21 protein-coding genes and 1 riboswitch are annotated in these 24414 nt (G+C 39.9%); of the genes, 11 read left to right on the plus strand and 10 right to left on the minus strand.

Features of this window, described 5'->3' with window-relative positions; genetic code table 11:
• Positions 1–41: 41 nt before the first annotated feature.
• The 4 genes from C228_RS0105105 to C228_RS0105120 form a co-directional block, all read right to left on the minus strand.
• Positions 42–782, minus strand: coding sequence for a YebC/PmpR family DNA-binding transcriptional regulator (locus tag C228_RS0105105; protein ID WP_018651608.1), 741 nt, complete (start codon positions 780–782; stop codon positions 42–44).
• A gap of 23 nt (positions 783–805) precedes the next feature.
• Positions 806–1276 (minus strand): dihydroneopterin triphosphate diphosphatase, encoded by a 471-nt coding sequence (nudB, locus tag C228_RS0105110; RefSeq protein ID WP_018651609.1) that lies wholly within the window; start codon positions 1274–1276, stop codon positions 806–808.
• 32 nt (positions 1277–1308) lie between these two features.
• Complete coding sequence (gene aspS, locus C228_RS0105115; protein WP_018651610.1) at positions 1309–3084, minus strand: aspartate--tRNA ligase; 1776 nt, start codon at positions 3082–3084, stop codon at positions 1309–1311.
• 194 nt (positions 3085–3278) lie between these two features.
• The gene (locus C228_RS0105120) at positions 3279–4265 is read right to left on the minus strand and encodes an amidohydrolase family protein (protein ID WP_018651611.1); all 987 of its coding nucleotides are present in this window, start codon (positions 4263–4265) and stop codon (positions 3279–3281) included.
• Between the two features lie 281 nt (positions 4266–4546).
• Positions 4547–4639, plus strand: a riboswitch (TPP riboswitch).
• Between the two features lie 88 nt (positions 4640–4727).
• Here C228_RS0105120 and thiB point away from each other — a divergent pair.
• The 4 genes from thiB to folK all read left to right on the plus strand — a co-directional run bounded on the left by thiB (position 4728) and on the right by folK (position 8541).
• Complete coding sequence (gene thiB / locus C228_RS0105130; RefSeq protein WP_018651613.1) at positions 4728–5687, plus strand: thiamine ABC transporter substrate binding subunit; 960 nt, start codon at positions 4728–4730, stop codon at positions 5685–5687.
• A 209-nt stretch (positions 5688–5896) separates the two neighbouring features.
• On the plus strand, positions 5897–6346 hold the full coding sequence (gene dksA / locus C228_RS0105135; protein ID WP_005624430.1) for an RNA polymerase-binding protein DksA: 450 nt from the start codon (positions 5897–5899) through the stop codon (positions 6344–6346).
• 119 nt (positions 6347–6465) lie between these two features.
• Positions 6466–8001, plus strand: a complete 1536-nt coding sequence (gene pcnB, locus C228_RS0105140) for a polynucleotide adenylyltransferase PcnB (protein WP_018651614.1) — start codon at positions 6466–6468, stop codon at positions 7999–8001.
• Between the two features lie 69 nt (positions 8002–8070).
• Positions 8071–8541, plus strand: coding sequence for a 2-amino-4-hydroxy-6-hydroxymethyldihydropteridine diphosphokinase (gene folK / locus C228_RS0105145; protein WP_018651615.1), 471 nt, complete (start codon positions 8071–8073; stop codon positions 8539–8541).
• 41 nt (positions 8542–8582) lie between these two features.
• Here folK and C228_RS0105150 read toward each other — a convergent pair whose 3' ends face one another.
• The 3 genes from C228_RS0105150 to C228_RS0105160 are packed head-to-tail and all read right to left on the minus strand — an operon-like array spanning position 8583 to position 12354.
• Complete coding sequence (locus C228_RS0105150) at positions 8583–8804, minus strand: YnbE family lipoprotein (protein ID WP_014991014.1); 222 nt, start codon at positions 8802–8804, stop codon at positions 8583–8585.
• Positions 8801–11530 (minus strand): YdbH family protein, encoded by a 2730-nt coding sequence (locus tag C228_RS0105155; protein WP_018651616.1) that lies wholly within the window; start codon positions 11528–11530, stop codon positions 8801–8803. The genes C228_RS0105150 and C228_RS0105155 overlap by 4 nt, the downstream gene beginning before the upstream one ends.
• A complete protein-coding gene (locus C228_RS0105160) occupies positions 11530–12354 on the minus strand; it encodes a hypothetical protein (RefSeq protein WP_026313197.1) in 825 nt (274 codons plus the stop codon). The genes C228_RS0105155 and C228_RS0105160 overlap by 1 nt, the downstream gene beginning before the upstream one ends.
• Before the next feature lie 97 nt (positions 12355–12451).
• On the opposite strand from C228_RS0105160, the gene gloA reads away from it, so the two are divergent.
• Both gloA and rnt read left to right on the plus strand, forming a co-directional pair.
• A complete protein-coding gene (gloA, locus tag C228_RS0105165; RefSeq protein WP_014991017.1) occupies positions 12452–12859 on the plus strand; it encodes a lactoylglutathione lyase in 408 nt (135 codons plus the stop codon).
• 133 nt (positions 12860–12992) lie between these two features.
• On the plus strand, positions 12993–13649 hold the full coding sequence (gene rnt, locus C228_RS0105170; protein WP_018651618.1) for a ribonuclease T: 657 nt from the start codon (positions 12993–12995) through the stop codon (positions 13647–13649).
• Between the two features lie 87 nt (positions 13650–13736).
• Here rnt and C228_RS0105175 read toward each other — a convergent pair whose 3' ends face one another.
• Entirely contained in the window at positions 13737–15014 is a 1278-nt protein-coding gene (locus C228_RS0105175) for an NRAMP family divalent metal transporter (RefSeq protein WP_018651619.1), read from the minus strand.
• Between the two features lie 318 nt (positions 15015–15332).
• Here C228_RS0105175 and C228_RS0105180 point away from each other — a divergent pair, with 318 nt between their 5' ends.
• Positions 15333–16658: an MFS transporter gene (locus tag C228_RS0105180; RefSeq protein ID WP_026313198.1), complete on the plus strand. Its 1326-nt coding sequence runs from the start codon at positions 15333–15335 to the stop codon at positions 16656–16658.
• A 59-nt stretch (positions 16659–16717) separates the two neighbouring features.
• Here the strand turns inward: C228_RS0105180 and C228_RS0105185 are convergent, their stop codons facing one another.
• Positions 16718–17134 carry a helix-turn-helix domain-containing protein gene (locus tag C228_RS0105185; RefSeq protein ID WP_018651621.1) on the minus strand — a complete coding sequence of 139 codons (417 nt, stop codon included), beginning with the start codon at positions 17132–17134 and terminating at the stop codon, positions 16718–16720.
• Between the two features lie 163 nt (positions 17135–17297).
• On the opposite strand from C228_RS0105185, the gene C228_RS0105190 reads away from it, so the two are divergent.
• Both C228_RS0105190 and C228_RS0105195 read left to right on the plus strand, forming a co-directional pair.
• Positions 17298–17915 carry a transferrin-binding protein-like solute binding protein gene (locus C228_RS0105190; protein ID WP_018651622.1) on the plus strand — a complete coding sequence of 206 codons (618 nt, stop codon included), beginning with the start codon at positions 17298–17300 and terminating at the stop codon, positions 17913–17915.
• Between the two features lie 11 nt (positions 17916–17926).
• Positions 17927–18277 carry a hypothetical protein gene (locus C228_RS0105195; protein WP_018651623.1) on the plus strand — a complete coding sequence of 117 codons (351 nt, stop codon included), beginning with the start codon at positions 17927–17929 and terminating at the stop codon, positions 18275–18277.
• 112 nt (positions 18278–18389) lie between these two features.
• On the opposite strand, the gene fabB is transcribed toward C228_RS0105195, so the two are convergent.
• Positions 18390–19607 (minus strand): beta-ketoacyl-ACP synthase I, encoded by a 1218-nt coding sequence (gene fabB / locus C228_RS0105200; protein WP_018651624.1) that lies wholly within the window; start codon positions 19605–19607, stop codon positions 18390–18392.
• A gap of 245 nt (positions 19608–19852) precedes the next feature.
• On the opposite strand from fabB, the gene C228_RS0105205 reads away from it, so the two are divergent.
• Together C228_RS0105205 and C228_RS0105210 are read left to right on the plus strand one after the other, a co-directional pair.
• Complete coding sequence (locus C228_RS0105205) at positions 19853–22366, plus strand: class I adenylate cyclase (protein WP_018651625.1); 2514 nt, start codon at positions 19853–19855, stop codon at positions 22364–22366.
• A 48-nt stretch (positions 22367–22414) separates the two neighbouring features.
• Positions 22415–24277: a monovalent cation:proton antiporter-2 (CPA2) family protein gene (locus C228_RS0105210; RefSeq protein WP_018651626.1), complete on the plus strand. Its 1863-nt coding sequence runs from the start codon at positions 22415–22417 to the stop codon at positions 24275–24277.
• The last annotated feature ends 137 nt before the right edge of the window (positions 24278–24414 follow it).

Below are 24414 nucleotides of genomic sequence, written 5' to 3' on the forward strand. Positions count from 1 at the left end.
AAAAAGAAGCCAACTTAAATGGTTGACTTATATATTATACTTTATAGTAATGCAGCAACTTCATCACTGATTTCACCGTTGTGATATACGTTTTGTACATCATCACAATCTTCGAGACGGTTAATCAAATCAAGTAATTTCGGTGCAGTTTCTGCATCAAGTTCAACGGTGGTTGATGGAATCATCGTAACTTCCGCATTTTCAATTTTGAAACCTGCTTTTTCAATGCCATCACGTACATCACCTAAATCTTCCCAAGTGGTATAGATTTCAAATGAGCCGTCTTCTTGTGGTTGAATATCGTCAGCACCTGCTTCAATCGCCGCTTCGGTTAAAGCGTCTTCATCGCCGGAAGCAATTAAAATTAAACCTTTTTTGCTGAATAAGTAACCAACAGAACCTTCTGTACCTAAGTTGCCGCCACATTTAGTGAAGCTTGGACGAACTTGTGAAATAGTACGGTTTGCATTATCACTTAAACATTCAACCATCACCGCCGTACCACCCGGGCCGTAACCTTCGTAGATTTTGGTTTCCATATTGGTGTCATCGCCGCCGCCTACACCACGCTCAATTGCACGATTGATCGTATCACGAGTCATATTGTTTGATAATGCTTTATCTACTGCAGAACGTAAACGAGGGTTTGCAGAAACATCACCACCGCCTAATTTAGCTGCAGTAACTAATTCACGGATTAATTTAGTAAAGATCTTACCGCGTTGTGCATCTTGTGCTGCCTTACGGTGTTTAATGTTAGCCCACTTACTATGACCTGCCATTCTGTTGTTTCCTTCTTTTAAATTTATGTTTTGAAAAAGTCCCCTTCTTTTCTAAAGAGGGGAGTTAAATATTTCGCAATTGCTGCCGCATTATTCGGTGATTTTGTTAGCCGGATGGCTTCCTCAACGCTTACCCATTTAAATGCTAAATGTTCACTTAATATCGGTTGTTGTTCTTGCGTTAAGGCAAGTAAAAACCAATGTTCCGAGCAATGTGTCACATCAGGCGCGTATTTATACCGAAAATGTGGAAAAATCTCAAATTCCACCGATTCGTTGCAGTCCGTTAGCGCAAGTTTTTCCGCTAAAATATCGATACCGATTTCTTCTTTCACTTCACGAATCGCCGTATCAAACGGCTGTTCATTCGGTTCGAGTGAACCGGTCACCGATTGCCAAAATTCGGGATCGTCTTGGCGTTGCAGCATTAAGACTCTACCCGAATTTTGCGCATAAATCACAACTAAAATGGAGTTAGGATTTTTATATTTCATTCGCAAAAATAAGCGATTTTTGACCGCTTGTCTTATTCCGCTTTCTCTTTTTTCACGACCTCAATACCAAGCTCTTCCAATGCTTGCGGATTTGCAAAACTTGGCGCTTCAGTCATTAAACACGCAGCAGCCGTTGTTTTCGGGAATGCGATGACATCACGGATATTTTCCGTACCGGTGATAAGCATGGTTAAACGGTCTAAACCGAATGCAAGCCCCGCGTGCGGTGGCGTACCGAATTTTAATGCGTCTAATAAGAAGCCGAATTTTTCTTGTTGCTCTTCTTCGTTAATACCTAAGATACCGAATACGGTTTGTTGCATTTTCGGATCGTAAATACGTACTGAACCACCGCCCACTTCGTAGCCGTTGATAACCATATCATAAGCATTTGCAACCGCATTCACCGGATTTGTCGCTAACTCTTCCGGCGTTAAATTTTTTGGAGATGTAAACGGGTGGTGCATTGCTGAAAGGTTACCCTCATCATCTTTTTCAAACATTGGGAAGTCAATCACCCAAAGCGGTTTCCATGCTGAAAGATCGGTTAATGCTAAATCACGACCAACTTTCAGACGTAAAGCCCCCATTGAATCGGTAACCACTTGCCATTTATCTGCGCCAAAGAATAGGATATCGCCGCTAGTTGCGTTAGTACGCTCAATTAATGCTTTGAAAACCTCTTCGTTTAAGAATTTTGCTACCGGGCTTTGGATGCCTTCCATACCGGCATTTACATCATTGATTTTCGCCCACGCTAAGCCTTTTGCACCGTAAATACCGACAAATTGCGTATATTCGTCAATTTGTTTACGAGTAAGGCTTGCACCATTTGGTACACGAAGTACGGTTACACGACCGTCTGCTGAATTTGCCGGTTCGTTAAATACTTTAAATTCCACGTCTTTTAAAATGTCCGCCACGTCCACTAATTCTAATGGGTTACGTAAATCCGGTTTGTCCGAACCGAAACGTTGCATTGCTTCCTGCCATGTCATGATTGGGAATTTACCTAAATCTACGTTTAAGCGATCCAACCATAAGCCGTGGATCATTTTTTCCATTAATTCACGCACTTCTTCAGCGGTTAAGAATGAGGTTTCCACATCGATTTGGGTAAATTCCGGCTGACGATCAGCACGTAAATCTTCATCACGGAAACATTTTACGATTTGGTAGTAACGGTCAAAACCTGACATCATTAGCAACTGTTTGAAAAGCTGCGGTGATTGCGGTAAGGCATAGAATTTACCGTTGTGCACACGGCTTGGCACTAAGTAGTCACGCGCACCTTCAGGTGTCGCTTTGGTTAACATTGGTGTTTCGATATCAAGGAAGCCGTTGTCATCCATATAGCGGCGTACAAAGCTGGTGATTTTCGCACGGGTTTTAAGTTTCTCCGCCATTTCCGGACGGCGTAAATCAAGATAACGATATTTTAAACGTTGCTCTTCTGTGTTGTTTTGGTTGAAATCAAGCGGTAATACTTCAGCATTGTTATATACAATCACATTTTTAACTAACACTTCGATTTCGCCGGTCGCCATCTCTTTGTTGATTTGTGATTCATCGCGTGCAATCACCTCACCTTGAATTTGCACACACGCTTCCGAACGTAGGCTTGAAGCGATTTTGAAAAGCGCTTCGTCTTTCTCGTCAAAGAAAACTTGCACGATACCTTCACGGTCACGAATTTGCATAAAAATAAAACGACCGAGGTTACGCACACGGTGAACCCAACCGCTTAATGTTACGGTTTGACCAACGTGCGAGCGGTTTAAAACACCACAATAATGAGAACGCATCATAAAATATCCTTAAGATTTATAAAATAGGTTTTCCGCTGTGATAAATTGCGGAGACAAAATCTTCGGAATTATAGCGGAAAATTGCCGAGAATTGGAGAGAGGAAAAGAAACAAGCGGTCGAATTTACAGATTTTTTTGCAAATTTGACCGCTTGTTGGTATTTAAAAGTATAAAAATGAGTGAATAGTCGGAAATTAGAGTAGGCCCAATACTTTTCTACCATTAATTGAAGCGATATTCGCCATTTCTTCTAAGTTGGTAAAACGGCAGCCGGCAGAGAGTAAGCTAAGTTCTTGCCACATATCGCCTTCACATAACGGTACCATATAGTCACAGATATTATCGGTACCGATTGCAACGGTAATACCTTCCGGAATTAATTCATCCGCTGGTGTCAGTGCATTGTGGAACGGCTGTAAGTCTTCTTTACGACCACTGTCAATCCACGCCATTGGGCAAGCGATCACCATCATTTGTGAGTCACGCATTTTTTGGTAAAGCATTTTACGATATTCTTTCGGGTGTGCGCCGATTGAAATACCGTGGATTGCCACCACTCGACCTTGCATATTGTGCTCAATTGCTTTATCGCATAATTGTTCGGTTTCTTTTTCTTTCGGGGTATTAAATTGGTCCACGTGTACATGCAACATCTTGCCGAGTGATTTAGCTTTATCCATCAAAATATCCATTGCTTCCAAGCCTTTGCCGAAATCTAATTCGTCACGGTATGGCAAGCCACCAATCATATCTACCATTTCAGAGCCGATATCAAACCATTTTTTTGCAGTTGGCTCAATTACGCCTTTTAAGGTTTGGTTGGCAAATTTTAAGGTAATATCGCTTTTATACACTTCACGTGCTTTGTGAGCGGCAATAATTGCACGATCTTCACATACGCCGTCAATATCCACAAAAGTCCCGAATGCGGTAACCCCTTGTGAAATCATTAATTCAATCGCTTGTGAAAAACGGCGGTAGTAATCATCAACCGTTGAATTGCGTTTTACTTCATCAACTAAATCCCATTTTTGTTGTAGATTGGCATTTTGGTAAATGGCAATTTTTTCCGGCGTCATCGTAAATGCTCGGTCTGCATGGGCGTGAGCATTCACCCAACCGCCTTTTTTAATGATTTCGTCACGAATATGACTTTTGAGCGTACGAATTAATTGGCTCATATTAATCTTTTCCTCTCTACTTATTTTGCTGAATTTTAGGTAAAAAAAGATCTCTAAAAAAGAGATCTACAAATGAGTTGAAGTGCCAAAAAAAAGAGCCAAGCACCATAATGAAATGATGTTTGGCTAAATGAGTGTTTAAGTATGTTGTAAGGTTTTGCATATGCATCTATCTAGTTCCTTTCTTGGCACTAGGACTGTAGTGTATCTTCTAAAATAACAAAAGGCAAACGTTTGCTTTTTGGATTTGCATTATATTTATGCATACCTTACAATTTGCCTCGTTCTCATTGGGGTGCTTTACAAAGCTGAGAAACTACCCATAGAACCTGATCTGATTAGTATCAGCGTAGGGATTTGAGACGTTTGCTATGTTTACCATAGATAAAATGGCTGACTGAGCAGAAAGGTAGCTGGTTTACTCAAATCCTTCTAGTTTATTTTTAGAAGGAATACACGACAATGAAAAAACTTTTGGCATTATCGGCTTGCTGTTTTGCGGCACAATCTGTAGCGCAAACACCTGTATTGACGGTTTACACTTATGATTCTTTCACTTCAAAGTGGGGACCCGCACCTAAACTTGAAGTATTATTCGAAAAACAATGTCAGTGTGACGTGAGATTTTTACCCTTTGAAGACGGTATTACAATGTTCAATCGAATTCGTTTAGAGGGCAAAAAAACCAAAGCGGATGTGATGCTCGGGTTGGATAATTTTACGATGGAAGACGCGCAAAAGTCAGGTTTCTTCACTGAACACGAATTAACGATTAATGATTTTCCTTGGCAAAATAAAGTCTTTTTTCCGTATGATTACAGCGAATATGCTTTTATCTATGATAAAGAGAAATTAGTGCAGCCGCCGAAATCATTAAAAGAATTAGTCGAACGCCAAGACTTAAAAGTGATTTATCAAGATCCTCGTACCAGTACAGTCGGTCGAGGTTTATTATTTTGGCTAAACAGCGTGTATGGCGATAAAGCTGAGCAAGCTTGGAAAATGTTAGCCAAACATACGGTAACCGTAGGCAAGGGTTGGTCTGAAACTTATGGCGCTTTTTTGAAAGGCGAGTCTGATTTGGTGATGAGCTATGCGACTTCACCGCTTTATCATCAATGGCACGAGAAAGCTGATAAATATGTTGCGGCGCAATTTGAAGAAGGGCATTTGATTCAAACGGAAGTTGCGGCAATTATCAAAGTGAGTAAACAAAAAGCATTAGCCAAACAATTTTTGCAATTTTTACACCAAGCTCAAGCGCAAAATGTGATTTCTTACCATAATGTGATGAAACCGGTGGTAAGTACAGAAGTAGACCCAGCATTTAAGGCGTTACCTGAATATAAACAACTTACATTTACTCAGCCGTCTCTGGAAACGGTAAAACAATGGATCGCAATTTGGCAGCAAAGCTGGTAACGGAAATAACTGGCTTATTTAAATGGCTAAGGAATCTTTAGCCGTTTTTATTGTCTGCTAAGCGGTAAAAATTATAAAAATTTTTACAAAATCTGATTGCCAAAAGGGATTACATTTGTTATTTATACGCCCTTTTGAATTATCCCCTAAAATTTTTTATATCAAATTATTCTAAACAGGGGCAACACTATCCAACAAGGAGTGAAATTATGGCTCAAGTGGCAGGTACCACTTCATTAGGTTTATTAGCTCTAGCAGGCGTTACACCTTACCAACCTAAAAAAGACGAAGAATACATGAGCGATGCTCAAAAAGAGCATTTCCGAAAAATTCTTCGTGCGTGGCATGTTCAAATTATGGAAGAAGCTGAGCGCACCAAAAGCCAAATGCAAGAGGAAGTTGCAAACTTTGCCGATCCAGCGGATCGCGCAACACAGGAAGAAGAATTTAGTCTTGAATTAAGAAACCGTGACCGCGAGCGTAAATTGCTTAAAAAAATTGAGCAAACGCTAAATAGCATTGCTGAAGATGAGTACGGTTACTGTGAAACTTGTGGTGTGGAAATTGGTCTACGCCGTTTAGAAGCTCGCCCGACAGCAGATATGTGTATTGACTGTAAAACGCTTGCAGAAATCCGTGAAAAGCAAATGGGCTTATAAGCTTAATTAGAAATGGATAATCGAAATTGATAATGGGCAATCTCACATTGTCCATTATTTTTATTTAATCCGTTCTTGATTGTTAATTTCAGAGGTGTATCATTTTTAACTATATCAAATTGTTATTTACTCGTCGAAAAAACGTTAAAAAGCAATCACTTGTAGAGTTTGAATCGGAAGAACGTAAGCAGGGCAAGACAGTTAAAACGGCAGAATCACGAACAAAATGTTCTGACTCGAAAGCGAATGACAGCAAGCCGCATAAGTTTAAAAAAGCAAAGAAATCAAGTAATTCAAATGTGTCTTCTCATCTGTTGCACAAAAAATTTACAATAAGTGCCGGTCATTATGATATTACGCCGAAAGATTTTCCGAAAAATGTACTAGCTATCGTTGAAAAATTACAGCGTGCGGGTTTTGAAGCTTACGTAGTCGGCGGCTGTATTCGAGATTTATTGTTAGGGCATAAGCCGAAAGATTTTGACGTTGCAACCAATGCGAAACCGGAAGAAATTCAGAAAGTCTTTGGTCGCCAATGTCGTTTAATCGGTCGCCGTTTTCGTTTAGCACATATTGTATTCGGGCGTGATATTTATGAAGTGGCGACTTTCCGAGCGGATCATAGCAATCATAGCAGCGATAAAATCTCAAAAGTCAGTGAAGAAGGTATGCTGTTACGTGACAATGTGTACGGCACGCTACGTGAAGACGCACAACGTCGCGATTTTACCGTTAACTCGCTCTATTACGATCCGAAACATAACCTGGTTTTTGATTTCTTTAACGGTATTGCGGATCTGAAAGCAGGGAAATTACGTTTAATCGGTGATCCGGTTGTGCGCTATCAAGAAGATCCGGTGCGTATGTTACGTGCAGTTCGCTTTATGGCGAAATTGGATATGTTCTTGGACAAACCGACCGATGCGCCGATTCGTGAATTAGCCCATTTATTGAAGAATATTCCGGCTGCACGTTTATTTGATGAATCATTAAAATTACTGCAATCGGGACAAGGCTTTAAAACTTATCAATTAATGCGTGAATACGGCTTGTTTGAGCAGTTATTCCCTGTGCTAGTGCCGTTTTTTACCGAACATAATGACTCGAATGCGGAGCGAATGTTAAGCAAAGCGCTTAGCTCAACTGATAATCGTATTCGTGATAATTTACGTGTGAATCCGGCATTTTTATTCGCAGCTCTTCTTTGGTATCCATTACGTGAGAAAATGGAAGTGCTTAAAAACGAAGGCGGTTTAAATAGCCATGATGCGATGATGTTGGCAGCTAACGATGTCTTAGCTGAAAGTTGTAAAGCGATTGCATTACATCGCCGTCATACGTCTGTGATTCGTGATATTTGGGCGTTACAATTCCAAATGACCAAACGTTCGGGTAAACGTCCGCAACAGACCTTAGAACACGTAAAATTCCGTGCAGGTTTTGATTTATTAGTGATGCGTGCTGAGATTGAAGGTGGTGACCTTGTTGAGCTTTCAGCGTGGTGGCATGAATATCAATTTAGCAATGACGCACAACGTGCGGAAATGCTTAAAGCGGTCAGAAATTTGCCGAATTTTGCAGGCGAAGAAAAGAAAAAACGTCGTCGTAAGACATTTAGAAAGAAAAAGCCGGCGAAGAAAGCCATGGCTGAATAAACTAAAGTATGGCGCAAGTGAGAACTTGTGCCTTTTCTTTTAGCTAGATTGACAGAAACGGACATTATGATGAAAACGGTTTATATCGCATTAGGTTCTAATTTGGATAACCCGCTTGCACAGGTTAAACAAGCGGTCGAATCTTTAAAAACATTTGCAATTAATTTTGAAATTAGTCCATTCTACGGCAGTAAGCCGGTCGGGCCGCAAGATCAACCGGATTATGTGAATGCGGTGGCAAAATTCGATACCGATTTAACGGCGCTTGAATTGTTGGATAAATTACAAAGTATTGAAAACGCTCAAGGACGAGTACGAATTCGCCGCTGGGGCGAGCGTACGCTGGATTTGGATATTATCTTATACGGCGATGAACAGATTCAAAACGAACGTTTAACCGTACCACATATTGAAATGAAAAATCGAGAGTTTGTAATTGTGCCGATGTATGATCTTACCCCTGATTTAGTGCTGCCAAGCGGTCAAAAATTAGCGGAAATTTACCAACAATTTAAACATCATCAAATGGTGACGTTCTAATTACCAATGCACGGAATGTTCCGTGCATTTTTTTATGAGGGTTATTCTGCCGGTGTTGCTACCACTGCTTCTGATTTAGCCGCTTTGTTATCTGAGGTTTGCAATACGGCACGAGACTTTTCATCAAATTTCACATCAATACGGTGATCCACCACCACATTCATATTAATCGTGATCCCTTCCGCCGGCGTTTCAAGCTGTACTTTGGGGGTGCAAGCGGTCAAATTTAGGCAAAAAATTGCAAAAAGTAGGCTTTTTCTCATTTTCTTTTATCTAGTTGCTGGTAAATAGCATTTTCAAGATTCTGTTCGACATAAGAACCTGAATTGATCATATGCCAAAGGCTAAAGATATTCTCTTTATGACGATAATTAAAGTTAATTTTGGCTTTTTCTTGCTGATTAAGTTGCATTTTTAATTTGGCATCTAGCGCCATTTCACCATTCGGTCCAACATTAATCAGGCTACGTAAATCGGTAATTTTCGTATCATTGAGTAAATAGAGTAATAGTCGCTCGGAATAGCCACTGGTTTGTGAAATTGCTTTCATTAATTCGGGCTGAATTTTTAAATTGGATTCTACAGCTTGGGTCAGTAAGCCGTCACATACATAGCAAGGTTTACCTTCCAACCAAAACGGCAAGGTAGCATTGGCTTTTCCTTTGAGCTCAATTTGCTGATATTGCACCAATTCAAGGATACGTTCAAAATTGATATTTGCCAGCTTTAAATAAGCAATTTGAGTCTGTGGCAAAGCAAATTGCTCAACACTCAACGCACCATCTAATAAATTCATTGAAAGCTGTTTGAGCATTAACGGTTTTTTACGGCTATAAGGATAATGCCCGAATACTTTTACCCGAATATTCTCAATCGGTAAGCCAATATTCAGTTGCCCGATTTTTAAGTCGATAGGCTGTTTCAAACCGAAGTCAAACTCGTTGTTCTGTAAGCGGTAGGGCAGGTTAAATTCAATCGCTTTCGCTTCACCGTTCGGCATGGAAAGCGCAGCGTTACGAATGGCAAAATACCCACCGGCAATAATACCTTTTTCTGCACTGGCGCTGAAAGCGGTTTCGCCTCGAACAGTGCCGCTGGTGATTAGCCAATGTTGACGAAACGGAATTAACGGTTGGAACACTTTTGCCGGTTGTTCTTTCCAGTATAATCGCCCAATCAGTTCGCTCGCGGTTTTGGTCAGTTTACGGCGGGCGAATAATTGAAGCGGTTTAATTTGTTCTGCTTGCAGTTCGCCTTTTAGGTTCAAGTTTTCAATTTCACCGTTCACTTGTAATTTTGCGGACGGCGATGGAATTTTCCCGCCGTAATCAAAACTAATTTCAGGCGATTGGATTTGAAGTCCGCCGTTAAGTTGCCATGTTTCATAAGCAAATTTAATTGGCTCTAGTAAACGTAATCCGGTTTTAGGAATATACACGCCTTGCTGGTGAATTTTGCCTAATTCACCACTTAATTTGTTGAGTTGTACTAAATTTTTGTGCCAATTTCCTTGCCCGCTGATGTTAAGTTTGCTGGCTATTGTGTGGATATTAGTATCGCCCCAAACTCGCCATTGCCACAAATCTTGTACTGCATTTTTATCCACAATGTCTTCAAAAAAGTCTAATTGTCCCATTTTGAAGTTTTTGGCAAAACCGTCTAAATGCAGATTGATGTTTTTAAAATCAGGGCTTTCACCTTTGAATACTGCATGTAAGCGACCATTTACACCATGCTTATTAATCTGAATCCCGGCAAGCGGAAAACGTAATTCATGAATTGCCAGTAATCGTTGTTTCCCCACCAAACGTAACAGCGATTTTGGCTGAAATTTAAAACTCAGATGATCAAATTTACCGCTAAATGCTACCGGTAAAGAACTGTACAGAATGAAATTGTCATATTTCACATTACCGGTAATTTGAAATGGCATATTTAAACTGTCAGCTTGTAATTCACCGTCACGGCTTTCCAATACAATATTTCCTTTACCGGCATTTTTACTTTGCGATAGCAAGTTAAAACGTAAGTAGGTTTTAATCGGATAATAATCGCCATTCGCAAAACTGTTCGGCGTGAGTTTTGCATTAATAAAGCCTTGTAGCGGAAAATCTTCCAGCCAATCCCAATAGAATTTACCCTGTTTAATTTCAAGGGTTTGTGAATCAAAACGGAATGGAAAATTTAAGCGATTTTTCGGGGCGGTTTCAGAAGCGAAAGCCCAATCGCCGACTAACTGATTTTGTTCATCGGTTTGCCAACTGAGTAGAGAGCTGCCTTCTCGAATTACTTCATTTGCGACGATTTCTTTCGGTAGAATCCAGTGATAATCGCCTTCAAATTGTGATGGAATGGCGAACAAATTTTTCGGATTCACGTGGGCGGAAAACAGTAAATTGTGTTTTTCCTGTTCGCTCGGTTGATAGCTTAAATTGCCGGAAAGTGTTTGATTGGTAAATTCTGTCGTTAATTCGACCGCTTGTTGGCGGATTAAAGCGGTCAATTTTTGCTGAAAAAATGCAAATTTGCTGTAACTCGGCGTGGTTAGTAATTGCGCTAAACGAGGATGCAAATCATTAGGTAAATTTAGCCAATGTAACGCTTTAATTTCCGCTTCGCCATCGGGGAGCAAAGCTAGAATTGGTGTAAGAGAGAACGTAGATGATGATTCATCCGAGGCCGGTAATTGAGTTAAACATTGATAATCAAGAATCGCTTTATTGATTGAGATACTATGCTGGTTGTGCCAATGTACAGCAAGGTTATCAACCGTAATTAAAGGACAATTTTGATAAGTGAGAGAAAATTTCGCTATATTTGCATTTTCCAAATTAGCTTGAATACCGCCGGTGGACATTTGAATTTGCCAGCCGTCCGGTAGCAACCAATTAGTTACCGTAGCAAGTTGCTTACCTGAAAGCAGTGTCGCACCGCCGACAATCAGCAGTGCAACAAAAGTACCGATAACAAGTAAGCTACGTTTCAGCATTAGATCATATTGGTAAATGGATAGAGCATCGCTAATAAGGTAGCTAATGTCCAACCGAGTGGGTTTTTAATCTGTTTTTCGCCTTTGCCAAGTAATAACCAAGCGAGTAAAGCAAAAATGACAAATTGTACGATAAAGTAAAGCACATAAGGCAATAACGCCATATCCGGTATCATTTGCAATTGCTGGTAAAGCACAAATGCACTCCATAAATAATTTAGCACCAACACGATTAGCGCAAGCTGTATTAATAATTTAAAGAAAACATCAAGGCGACTTTTTGCCAGCATTAAATACCAACCGGCAAGCAGAATACCAAGTAACAGCTGAGCAAAATTATTGGCGCGCACACCGTTAAATAAAGACGGCAGTTCAACCCAATAAATCGCCAAATACTGAATCATTCCCACCGCAAGAATACCAAAAGCGCAGTAAATTAAGGTGTTCATCGGTTTTTCATGTGCGCTAAATAACCAATAAAAAATACCGATCATCAATGACGCCACTCCGGCAAGTGCCATCGGATTGTGTTTTGGTGTGAAGCCGATGGAATAAACGAAATTGCCAAGCGCAAATACGATGAAGAATTTTAGTACGAATAACAATCTACCCGTTTGTCCTGGGCAAATTTCTCCTTTCCATAATACAAAAAATGCAATGAGATTTGCAACGAAAAAGGCGAGTAAATACGGCGAGATAAAAATCGCATTTTGTGGCGCAAAATAGTGATTAAGTAACATTTGTACAAACAGCATTAGTATCATTGGTAGTAGTGCGTGTGTGGCAATATCATATTTTTTTTTAGAATCGTGATTGTGCGACATAACTTAAAATTGATAGATAAGTAAAATTGAAAAATGATTTTAATGTAAAATTATGCCATAATATATGTAGTTTTTTAACTTAAATAAGGAATGAATTATGCGAATTTTACATACCATGTTGCGCGTAGGTGATTTAGAGCGTTCAATTAAATTCTATACCGAAGTGTTAGGTATGCGCTTACTTCGTACCAGCGAAAACCCTGAATATAAATATTCATTAGCATTTTTAGGCTATGCGGACGAAAGCGAAAGTGCGGTTATTGAATTAACTTATAACTGGGGCGTAGAAAGCTATGAATTAGGTACGGCGTACGGTCATATCGCATTAGGTGTTGACGATATTTATGCAACGATTGAAAGCGTGCGTGCGGCAGGCGGTAAAATTACGCGTGAGCCGGGCCCGGTATTAGGTGGTAAAACAGTAATTGCTTTTGCCGAAGATCCAGACGGTTATAAAATTGAGTTTATTGAAAATAAAAATGCACAGGCTGCATTAGGTAATTAATTTTATTTGCTATAAATAGCCTTCGGCTATTCATAGTGCAAGCGGTCAAATTTTAAGAGATATTTGCAAATTCTCTTTAAAATCCGACCGCTTTTTCTTTAAATAGGTGTAAAACACCTGTAGTGAATAGACAATGACAGAACAAGTAACGGACTATAATTTATTAAAAAATCGTTTTCGTGGTTATTTACCGGTAATTATTGATGTGGAAACCGCCGGATTGGATGCACAAACAGACGCTTTGTTAGAACTGGCAGCTATCACGGTAAAAATGGATGAGAACGGCTATTTAGTGCCGGATCAAAAATGCCATTTTCATATTCAGCCGTTTGAAGGTGCGAATATCAATCCCGACTCACTGAAATTTAACGGCATTGATATTGATAATCCGTTGCGTGGTGCGGTGCCGGAAAATATTGCGATTCCTGAAATGTTTAAAATGGTACGCCGTGCAATGAAAGATCAAGGCTGTCAGCGTGCGGTAATTGTGGCGCATAACGCTACCTTTGATCAGGCATTTGTGCAAGCGGCGGTTAAACGTATCAATGCGAAGCGTGATCCGTTTCATCCATTTGCAATGTTTGATACCGCAACACTTGCTGGATTTATGTATGGACAAACCGTGCTGGTCAAAGCTTGTCAGATGGCAAAAATTCCGTTTGACGGTAAACAGGCGCATTCAGCTTTGTATGATACGGAAAAAACCACAGAGTTATTCTGCGCAATGGTGAATCGTTTAAAAGATCTCGGTGGCTTTCCGCTAATGAGTGATAGCGAATCAGACGCATAATACGAGTAAAAATAAGCGGTCTATTTTCCTTATTTTTTGCAAAAAAAGTCGGAAAATAGACCGCTTGTATATTTCTCTTTTTGAAAATTAAGACAGCATACCTAACTCATAAGCGATAAAGAGTAAGGTGAATGCTGAGAGATAGATTAAACCTGCAATTGATAACCAAAATAACCCACCTTTCACTTTATGTTCTCCTTTTAATACAAGCGAGAGATTCAGTGCAGCAAAAATCGGTGTTGAAACGAATGAACAGATCATCGCAAAAGAAAGCATTTTAGCGACATCGCTCATAAATACCGAAATAATAAGTACCCCGATCGCTGCTGTAATTGTCATCCAAATACTTAAACTCGCTGTAGAGCTTTCTTTTTTGTTTAGCAATAAACGTAACGCTTCATTATTAGCTCGTGAATAACCGTCAATTACGGTAATGGTTGTGCCGAACATACACATAAAAGCAATTAATGCGATCAATAATTTAGACCAATCACCGATAGCGAAAGCGTACATTTTAATTAATTGTGCAATATATTTTACACCTGCCTGTTCAACCGTTTCGCCCGAACCATACTGAACTAATGCGCCTAACGCTAAGAATACTAAGGCAAGAATTGCAGTACCGATAAAACCGACATTAAAATCAAAAATACCGTCGTCATAGCTCACTTTATTTAAACGGCGTTTCGCCACTACCCACATTGAGTTGATCGCAGAAATCTCAATCGGTGCCGGCATCCATCCCATTAATGCCACAATAAAACCGAGTGAAGCTAGATTCCAAGGGTTTGGTTCAATAAAATCAGGCGCAACTTGTATACCGCCTTTTGATGCCGCCACAATTACCGCTGTAACCGTGGAAACGGTCAGTGCAATCATAATCCATTTAGAAAGTGAATCTAAAAAGCGATACTTGCCTAATAATAAGATTCCCCAAATGATAGTGATAATAATCGTACTGGCAACCGGAATACTCAGATCGAACTGTACACCAACGGCAGAGAATAAGAATTTTAAAATTGCCGCAGTAACGATACCCACCGCCGCCGTATTGATCATTGCTGCAATCACATTCAAGATAAAGAAAATCCATAAGTAGATTTTGTCTTTTTCTTGATAACCTTCTAATAAGGTTTTATTCGAACTTAACGTATATTGCACGCCAAAGCGGAAAAACGGGTATTTAAATAAATTCGCTAAAATAATAATTAATGCTAATTGCCAACCGTAAATTGCGCCGGCTTGGGTTGAAGCAACAATATGTGAACCGCCTACCGCTGCGGATGCCATTAAAATTCCTGGTCCTATTGCTTTTAGTTTTGACTGCCAGTTTGAAACAGGTTCTAGTTGTTGTGTTTGTGTCATGTTTTCTTTCCTTTTATTGTAAAAAATTTAATACGTTTTTAGGCATTGTATGCCTAAATTCTTAAGAGAAACAATCGCTTTTTTATGATTAATTAATTTTGTAAAAAAAATGATAAAAATTTTGTAAGCCGAAATGCGCTGGCTAAAGCATAATTATATAAGCTTGATATGGAATTAGTGGATTATGCTGAATTTTATTAGTTTACTAGTTTTTTATAAATTTTAGTTAATTTTAATCGGTTGCTGAGTTATTGCTCTAGTATATTGAAACTGTTAGGATTCCTGCCATTTTATAACAATTAAATGAGATTTATATTTATGTCTAACACAGCACAAAATTTAAGGAATGATCCTAAAAAAGTGGCGATTGCTTCCATGGTGGGAACGGCAATCGAATTCTTTGACTACTATATTTATGCTGCAGCTGCGGTATTAGTTTTTAATACGCAATTTTTTAAAAGTGGTGATCCGGTTTCGGATGAGTTACTTTCTCTTTCCACTTTAGCACTCGCTTTTTTCGCTCGTCCTATCGGCTCAGCGCTTTTTGGTCACTTTGGTGACAAAATCGGTCGTAAGAGGACGTTAGTCGCTTCATTGCTATTAATGGGCGGTTCAACCGTTTGTATCGGTCTATTACCGACGTATGCAGATATTGGCATTTGGGCAACCGTGTTGCTTTGTTTATGCCGTGTCGGACAAGGTTTAGGTCTTGGCGGAGAATGGGGTGGTGCAGCATTAGTTGCAACTGAAAATGCGCCGGATGGTAAACGAGCTTGGTACGGTACTTTTCCACAATTAGGTGCGCCAATCGGTTTATTTTTAGCAAACGGAGCGTTCTTTCTTGTCAGTTATATCTGGGGTAAAGAAGGGCTTGTTGAATGGGCATGGCGTATTCCGTTTATTTCATCAGTCGTGTTAGTTATGGTGGGATTATGGATGCGTTTAACTTTACACGAAAGCCACGTATTCCGTGAAGTGGAAGAAAAAGGTAAAACCCAAAAAGCACCGGTGAGAGCAGTGTTTAAATATCATATGAAACCGCTTATTCTAGGGACTTTCATTATGACGGCAACTTATGTGTTGTTCTACATTATGACCGCCTTTGCGCAAGTTTATTCAAGAACACCGGCAAAACTTTCTGAAGCAGGTCACCCGATGGGACTCGGTATTGAGCCGAATACCTTTACCGGTTTGTTGCTATTAAGTGCGATCGTTTTTGGTGCGTTTACCAGTATTTCAGGTCTTTTAGCCGATAAAGTCGGTCGCCGTAACTTCCTATTATGGGTAACCTTTGTGATGGCTATTTTCGGCTTAGCAATGCCGTTATTCCTTTCAAACGGCACACCGTATTCGGTGTTTGCTTTCCTTGTTGTAGGTATGGCGTTAATGGGATTCACCTTCGGTCCGATGGCAGCATTGTTACCGGAGCTTTTCCCGACTGAAGTTCGTTATTCAGGCGCATCACTTGCTTATAACTTTGCATCAATTGTCGGTGCAACTGTCGCAGCGACATTTGCAATTAAAATTAACGCAACTTACGGCATTCTAGGCGTAGGAATTTATCTTGCGGCAAATGCAGTATTAACCTTAATTGCGTTATTCGTATCAAAAGAAACCAAAGACCTAGATTTAACCAAAGCGTAAATTGATTTAAGGTGGTAAAAAAGGCTCCGATCTGGAGCCTTTTTTGTTTAACAAGCGGCTTAATTTTGCCGCTTTTTTGCAAAGTAAGATTGTGAGGTTGAAGGATTATTAATTGAATCAAGGAAATTGATTAAATTTCTTTTTTGATCATTAGAAAGCCTTGCCCAATGAAAGTCTAAACGTTGCTTTAAAGCATCTTGTCGAATAGGGACATATTGTTCTTTATCTGAAAATGTTAAATTTTCTGCCTTACTATTACTAAAAAACCAACTAATAGGTGTATCTAAGATCACCGCAATATTCACTAAATGTGAAACATTGATTTTGGTTACCCCTCTTTCATAGCGTGAAAATTGTTGCTGTGAAACACCGATTTGTTCCGCTAAGTTTTCAGCAGTAAACCCGAGTTCTTTTCTACGTTGTTGGATCTTTTTCCCAATGGCAAGATCTACTTCTGCTGCAACGAATCTATTCATTTTTGTTTCTCATCAAATTTTACTCAATGAGCGATATTTTTTTAGATTTTTACTCTTGTTTGCCTATCATTAAAATTGTATATTCTCACAAATACTCATTGATTGAGTATTTGGGGTATTGTAGTAGACAATATTTTTGGTTAACTTAAGTTAAGGATTTCTTATGCAAACATTGAAAATTTCTTTTTTAGCTTCTTTGGTATTAGCGATCACAGCATGTGGCAGCGGTGGTGGTGGAGCAGGTACTGCTAAAACACCAGATGGTGACAAAATTAACCTAACATTAAGCCCGGAAGGTACAGTTGGAGCTAAAACAGCAGATGGAATTTTACTTGGTGTTAATAATGCAGATTCATTTTATGGTGTATGGCGTAATGATGCACAAACGTGGAAAGAATTGCGTTATCAAGGTACTGAAGCGACAAATATTCCAACCTCAGGTATTGCAACTTATAAAGGTGATGCAGTTTGGATCAGTGGATATGATAAAGGCTTTGCAAAAGGCGGTGAAACAACTCTGAATGTAGATTTCAGCAATAAAACTGTAGATGGAAAAGTAGAATTTTCTGTATTTAAAGGCGATGAGCTAAGACGTGATATTACCTTACATAAAGGGGATTTATCAGGTGCAAAATTTGCAGGCCAAGCAAGTGTGATTGGCAATGATCAAGGTCGTTATGAGGGGGCATTATTTGGTGATGGCGCAAAAGAAGCTGCGGGCATTGTTCAGTTCGAGAATAACAGTAATTTAGGTGTGAGTTTTGGTGGTAAAAAACAATAATAGAGTACAGTATGAAAAAAGTATTTTCTCTTCTATTAATGGTTGGTATTTCTAGTGCTTTAGCTGGTTGTGTTGTTCAGCCTCATCAAGAACCTCGTTGGTATAAAAATGGGGTAAGTGAAGATGAAGCTAAATCATTTTATGCGCAATGTGTGTATAAAGTGGGAATGAATAAAGTTGACGCTCCAAAGGAAAGTACGCTTATTGAAGCTTGTATGATTGGTGATGGCTTCCGTTGGGGGATTCCGCCACAAGCTAAGGAACTAAATGTATCTCCAGAAGCTTATGATAGTGCAGAACCTAAAAAAGTAGAAAGCGCAAAGTCTAAGAAGAACATAAAAAAATCTTCTAAAGCTAAATAAAACAAGCGGTCAAATTCCCTAAAAATTTTGCAAAAAATCTGAAGAATTTGACCGCTTGTGATAAGAAAAAAGTGCGTATAAACGCACTTTTTTACTTTATATAGTTAGGTGATTAGCCGTTGTATTTTTGGAATACTAAGCAAGCATTCGTACCACCGAAACCGAAGCTGTTAGACATTACAGTTGTTAACGCTTTGTCTTGACGCTCAGTTACGATATTTAAACCTTCCGCTTGTTCGTCTAATGTTTCGATATTAATGCTTGGTGCGATAAAGCCGTTATCTAACATTAATAATGAGTAGATTGCTTCGTGTGCGCCTGCTGCACCTAAAGAGTGACCTGTCATTGATTTTGTTGATGAAATCGCAGGTTTTTTATCACCGAATACGTTTTTAATTGCACCTAATTCTTTCACATCACCAACCGGTGTAGAAGTACCGTGTACGTTAATGTATTCCACTTCACCGTTTACTGTTGCTAACGCTTGTTTCATACAACGTTCCGCACCTTCACCGCTTGGCGCAACCATATCATAACCGTCAGAAGTCGCACCGTAACCTACGATTTCAGCGTAGATTTTTGCGCCACGAGCAAGTGCGTGTTCTAATTCTTCAACCACAACAACCGCGCCGCCACCTGCGATAACGAAACCGTCGCGGTTTGCGTCGTAAGCACGGCTTGCTTTAGTTGGGTTATCGTTATATTTGGTTGACACCGCACCCATCGCATCGAATTCAGTTGCACATTCCCAAGAAAGTTCTTCCGCACCGCCGGCAAACACAACGTCTTGTTTACCTAATTGGATTAATTCCATTGCATGACCGATACAGTGAGCTGAAGTTGCACATGCAGAACTAATTGAGTAGTTAACACCACGGATTTTGTATGGTGTTGCTAAACATGCTGACACGCTTGATGCCATTGTTTTAGTTACCGCATAAGGACCAACCGCTTTTACGCCACGTGGACCACGTACCGCATCACAAGCCACTAATTGGCTGTGTGCTGAACCAGTACCCGCACCGATTACTAAACCGGTACGATCGTTTGATACTTGATCTTCAGTTAAACCTGAATCTTCGATCGCTTCTTTCATTGAAAGATAAGCGTAAGCAGCAGCATCACCCATAAAACGGTAAATTTTACGGTCAATTAATTCTGCCGGATTTAATTTGATTGTTCCGGCAACTTGGCTACGCATGCCTACTTCAGCAAATTCAGGAACGAATTCAATGCCGGATTTACCTTCTTTTAATGAGGCTAAAACTTCTTTTTTATTGTTACCGATACTAGAAATTACGCCTAAACCAGTGATAACGACTCTTTTCATTTTGCTTCCTTCATCATAATTGATTTCGTATAAGATATTAGGTTCAGCTTACACTTGTTCGCTAAAGTAAGCTACTAAAACTTATGTATTTTACATGATTTTAGGACTGGTCTGAACTCTTTTCGCAAAAGATAGCGGTCTGATCCGAGCTGTTTTTTGCGAATTTTTGCGAAACAAGGCGACTGACTTTACTTTTTTGAGCAAAATGTTAAATTGATCACATTTTTTATAACAAGGGATTTAACGTGGAAGAGTTGGGGCTATCGACGGCTTACTTACATCAGCCATTGTCTGGTGTGTCGGATACTTTTTCTTCAATCATTAACCAATTAAGTTGGTCTATTCCTCGTATTGATGCCTTAAATGATTTTCGAATTAAACGTGCTTTAGCTGCGAATAATCCGCAGTTTCAGTACGTTTTTTCTTTATTACCCCTCTTAATTCATGTCAATTGCCCTGAATTGCCCGCCTATGTAAAAAATGCGCCGAACGGTATTGCGCAATTTCAGCTATCAGATTTTCAAAATCAGTGTTTAGCTAGTGTTAATCTGAATGCTGAGACGATTGAATGTTTTTCACAGAATCCTGCATTTGATGCCTTATATTCAATGGGGAGTACTGGGAGCATTACTCAAACAAGTCTATCTGATTTAGACTTGTGGCTTTGTTATTCTGATCGCTTGAGCGCGGTGGAATACCAATTAATCGAACAAAAACTGACTAAAATAAAACATTGGGCAAAACACTTTGAGGTGGAACTCAATTTTTATTTAATGAATCCTAACCATTTCAAAGCGAATTTAATCAGTAATGATGTGAATGCGGAACATAGCGGCTCTGCACAGCATTTTTTCTTGCTGGATGAATTTTATCGTTCGGCAATTCGCTTATCCGGTAAGCGTTTGTTATGGCTTCACTTAAGTGATAAACAATACCAAGAATGTATGCAGCTAACGGATTTTGATCACGGTGAATGGATTGATTTCGGTGATTTTTCTTCGCTTTCGACTGCGGAGTTTTTCGGTGCAAGCTTGTGGCAATTATATAAAGGGATTGATTGCCCGTATAAATCGGCACTTAAAATTTTACTATTGGAAAGTTATGCGGAGACTTATCCGGAAACGGCTTTAATCTCAAAAGTATTCAAGCAGAAGTTGCTTAATCAAACGTCGGAAAAATATCATTTTGACCCTTATTTAGCCATGCTGGAGCAAGTCACGGTTTATTTAACCAATCGTAAAGAATTCGTGCGTTTAGGGCATGTCAGAATGTGCTTTTATATGAAAGCGAATGAAGGAGATAAGTCAGATTCTTGGCGTAAGCAAGCGTTACTAGAGCTGGTACATGGTTGGCAATGGAATGTGAACGAAATTAAATTACTGAATAATCGTGAGAGTTGGAAAATTAAACAGGCGATTAGCCATCAACAAATTATTGTTGATTTGTTGTTACAGAGCTATCGTAATTTAATTCATTTTGCCCGCAAGTTTCATATTGATCCAAGCATTTTAACCAATGATGTCGATACTTTAATGCGTAAGTTGTATTCGGTGTTTGAAGTATTACCGGGAAAAGTGCCATTAATTAATCCGCATATTGCTAAAAATTTATCGGAAAGCGCTGTCACTTTTATTGAGGCAAGAGAAGGCTCTACATTGCAGTCCGGTTGGTATTTAATTAATCAAGCGCCAAGAAGCCCGTACAATTCGGAATTACGTTATGTACGCCATGCGAAGAATCTGATCAAGGCGGTGGCTTGGGGCTATTTTAACGGGGTGATTACTTCAAGTACTCAGTTACACCTAGTTAGCCGTAGCTTAGATTTACCAAAACTGCGTCAATTTATTACGGATTTAAGACTTTCTTTTCCTATGGCCGCGCCGGTGATTAGCGAGCAGGATATGCTGCACCCGAATGAGATTCGTAGTTTGATTTTGGCGGTGAATTTGGTGAATGATCCGACCCAAAAACTGGCGGAAATGCGCCGTAGCGTGCAGCCAAGTGATTTATTCAATTTCGGTTCTTCGCAAGAGAATTTGGTCGGCAGCGTCAGTATTATTTATCGTAATATGTGGAACGAAATTCGCACGCTCCAATTTGAAGGGGATGATGCGATCTTAAAAGCGTTAAAACTCATTTCGAATAAGATCTATCGAAGTTCGGCACCACCGCAATCGGTCAATGTATTTTGCTATAGTCGTCGTTTTCGAAGTGAGTTGCGAGAGTTTATCGCTGATCTTGTACATCATTGTATTACGATTCAAACCGGTACGATTTCCCATCGACATTCGTTGAATACGTTGAAAGTTGCGGGGAAAACGTGGCAATTTATTTTTGGAAAACAAAAGGTTGCTATTCAACAGATAGAGGAGCAAGCGGTCGATTTTACCCAAAATTTTGCAAATGCCGAATCAAGCTCAGAAAGTGATGACTTGGCGTTTCCACGTGAAATTGATGAATTTGCGAGTGAAGGATTCTTACAATTCTTTTTTGAAGACAATCTGGATGAGAGCTTTAACGTTTATATTTTAGATGAAAAGAATATGTTAGAAGCTTATTACTACTGTTTCGGTGCAAAAGAAGAAAAAGTGAAAGAAATTAATCGACTGCATTCGGTAGAAGAAAATGCCGCCTTGGCAACCAGCAGTTTTAATTTCCCTCAGTTCTATCAACTTATTCGGGTTAACGGCGAAATGCAAATTGTGCCGTTCCAAAGTAAACAACATAGAAACTATTTAGCGCAGTTACAAGCGGTCTAAATTGGCTAACTTTTTACATTATAATTTTAATTTATACACAACATCATTATGTCCGAAGGTATTTCCCATCTTGCCAATCCAGAATTGGCGAAAATTGTTGTTTTACTGGCAACCAGTATTACGATTGTTCCATTGTTTAAACGTATCGGCTTAGGCAGCGTATTAGGCTATTTAGTCGCCGGCTGCCTCATTGGCCCGTCCGTACTTGGTTTATTCCAAGATCCCCAAGCGGTTGTGCATTTAGCCGAACTTGGTGTGGTTATGTTCTTGTTTATTATTGGTTTGGAAATGCACCCAGAGTTGCTGTGGAGTATGCGCAAAGCCATTTTTGGACGAGGCTTTTTGCAGGTTGCAACTTGTGGGACATTACTTACTTTCGCCGGTATTCACATTCTAGGGCTTAAACCAGAGGTGGCATTTATTGCCGGTGCCGGTTTTGCGTTGTCTTCTACTGCTATCGTAATGCAAGTTTTGGAAGATAAAGGGATTGCCAGCACCTTAAAAGGGCAGCGCATTGTTTCAACACTATTGTTTGAAGATTTAGCGATTGTGCCATTGCTGGCTTCGATTGCTTTCCTCTCACCGGAAGCGGAGGCTGAACCGACATTTAATTTCACTTCGATTGGTATCGCGATAGTCGGCATTATTATTTTGGTGGTGGGTAGTAAATGGGTGATGAATCCGCTGTTTCGAATGATTTCGAAAGCTAAAGTGCGTGAGATGATGACCGCCGCTGCACTGCTAGTAGTATTAGGCGCGGCTTGGTTGATGGAAGCTAGCGGGCTTTCGATGGCAATGGGGGCGTTTGTTGCCGGTGTGATTTTATCGGAATCGGCGTTCCGCCACCAATTAGAAGCGGATATTGAGCCGTTTCGTGGTCTATTGCTCGGTTTATTCTTTATGGGCGTGGGCATGTCGCTCGATTTAAATTTTGTCTTTAATGATTTGCTATGGCTATTAAGTATTGTGGCGATATGTGTGTTGGGTAAAGCATTGGTTGTGTATGTTATCGCTCGCTTAACCCGTTTAAGCCATAGAGAATCAATGATGCGAATGTCGATTATGTCGCATGGCGGTGAATTTGCGTTTGTACTATTTTCGGCAGCGGCGGCAATCGGTTTATTTAATCAAGATCAGCAGGCAACTTTTACCGCTGCGGTAATTGTTTCAATGCTGATTTCTCCGTTGGTTGTGCTGTTTGTACAACGTGTAATGATGCGAAAATCCGCCCAAGAAGCACCGAATATGACGGATATTGAGATTGCCGAAGATCTGGAAAATAACGTATTGGTGATTGGCTTTGGACGATTTAGCCAAATCGTATGTCAAACTTTATTAGCGAGAGGTATTACAGTAACGGTGATCGATTCTAATACCGATCGTATTCGTGCGGCGGCAAGTTTCGGTTTTAAAGTATATTATGGGGACGGCACTCGCTTAGATGTATTACGCGCTAGCGGTTTGGCGAAAGTGGACTGTGTGGTATTAGGTATCAATAACCCGGAGCGAAGCGCACTCATTGTTGAACAGATTAAACAAGAGTTTCCGTTAACGCCGATTTTGGCTCGCACCTATGATCGTCATAGTGCGATTGAATTAACTAAGCGACATGTCGATTTCCAAATTCGTGAGACGTTTGAATCGGCTTTAGTGTTAAGTAAAGCGGCAATGATGAAATTAGGTATTGATGATATTGAAGCGGACAGTGTGATTGAGAGCGTGAGAGCCTTGGATAAGGAACGCTTTAAAGAAGAACTAATTTATGGCTCTTCGGTTGAAATTGTACGCAAATACTTTACGCCGAAACCGTTTGTGAGACCGCAACAAGAAGCGGAAGCGCTGAATGAATCTGCCGCAGAAATTTTGGCAGAGGACGAGAGCGAGCAGGCGGCGAGCAATGAAAATAAATAACGGCTAATTTATCGAAGCAATAAAATTCGGATTAGATCAAATCTTTTTACAACAAAGGGCGAGTTATCGCCCTTTTCATTTACATCATGCTAACAACTCTTTATGATGGCATAGCTATGAAAAACACGTATTTCGGT

It is taken from the genome of Actinobacillus capsulatus DSM 19761, from assembly GCF_000374285.1.
GTDB classification, from domain to species: Bacteria; Pseudomonadota; Gammaproteobacteria; order Enterobacterales; family Pasteurellaceae; genus Actinobacillus; species Actinobacillus capsulatus.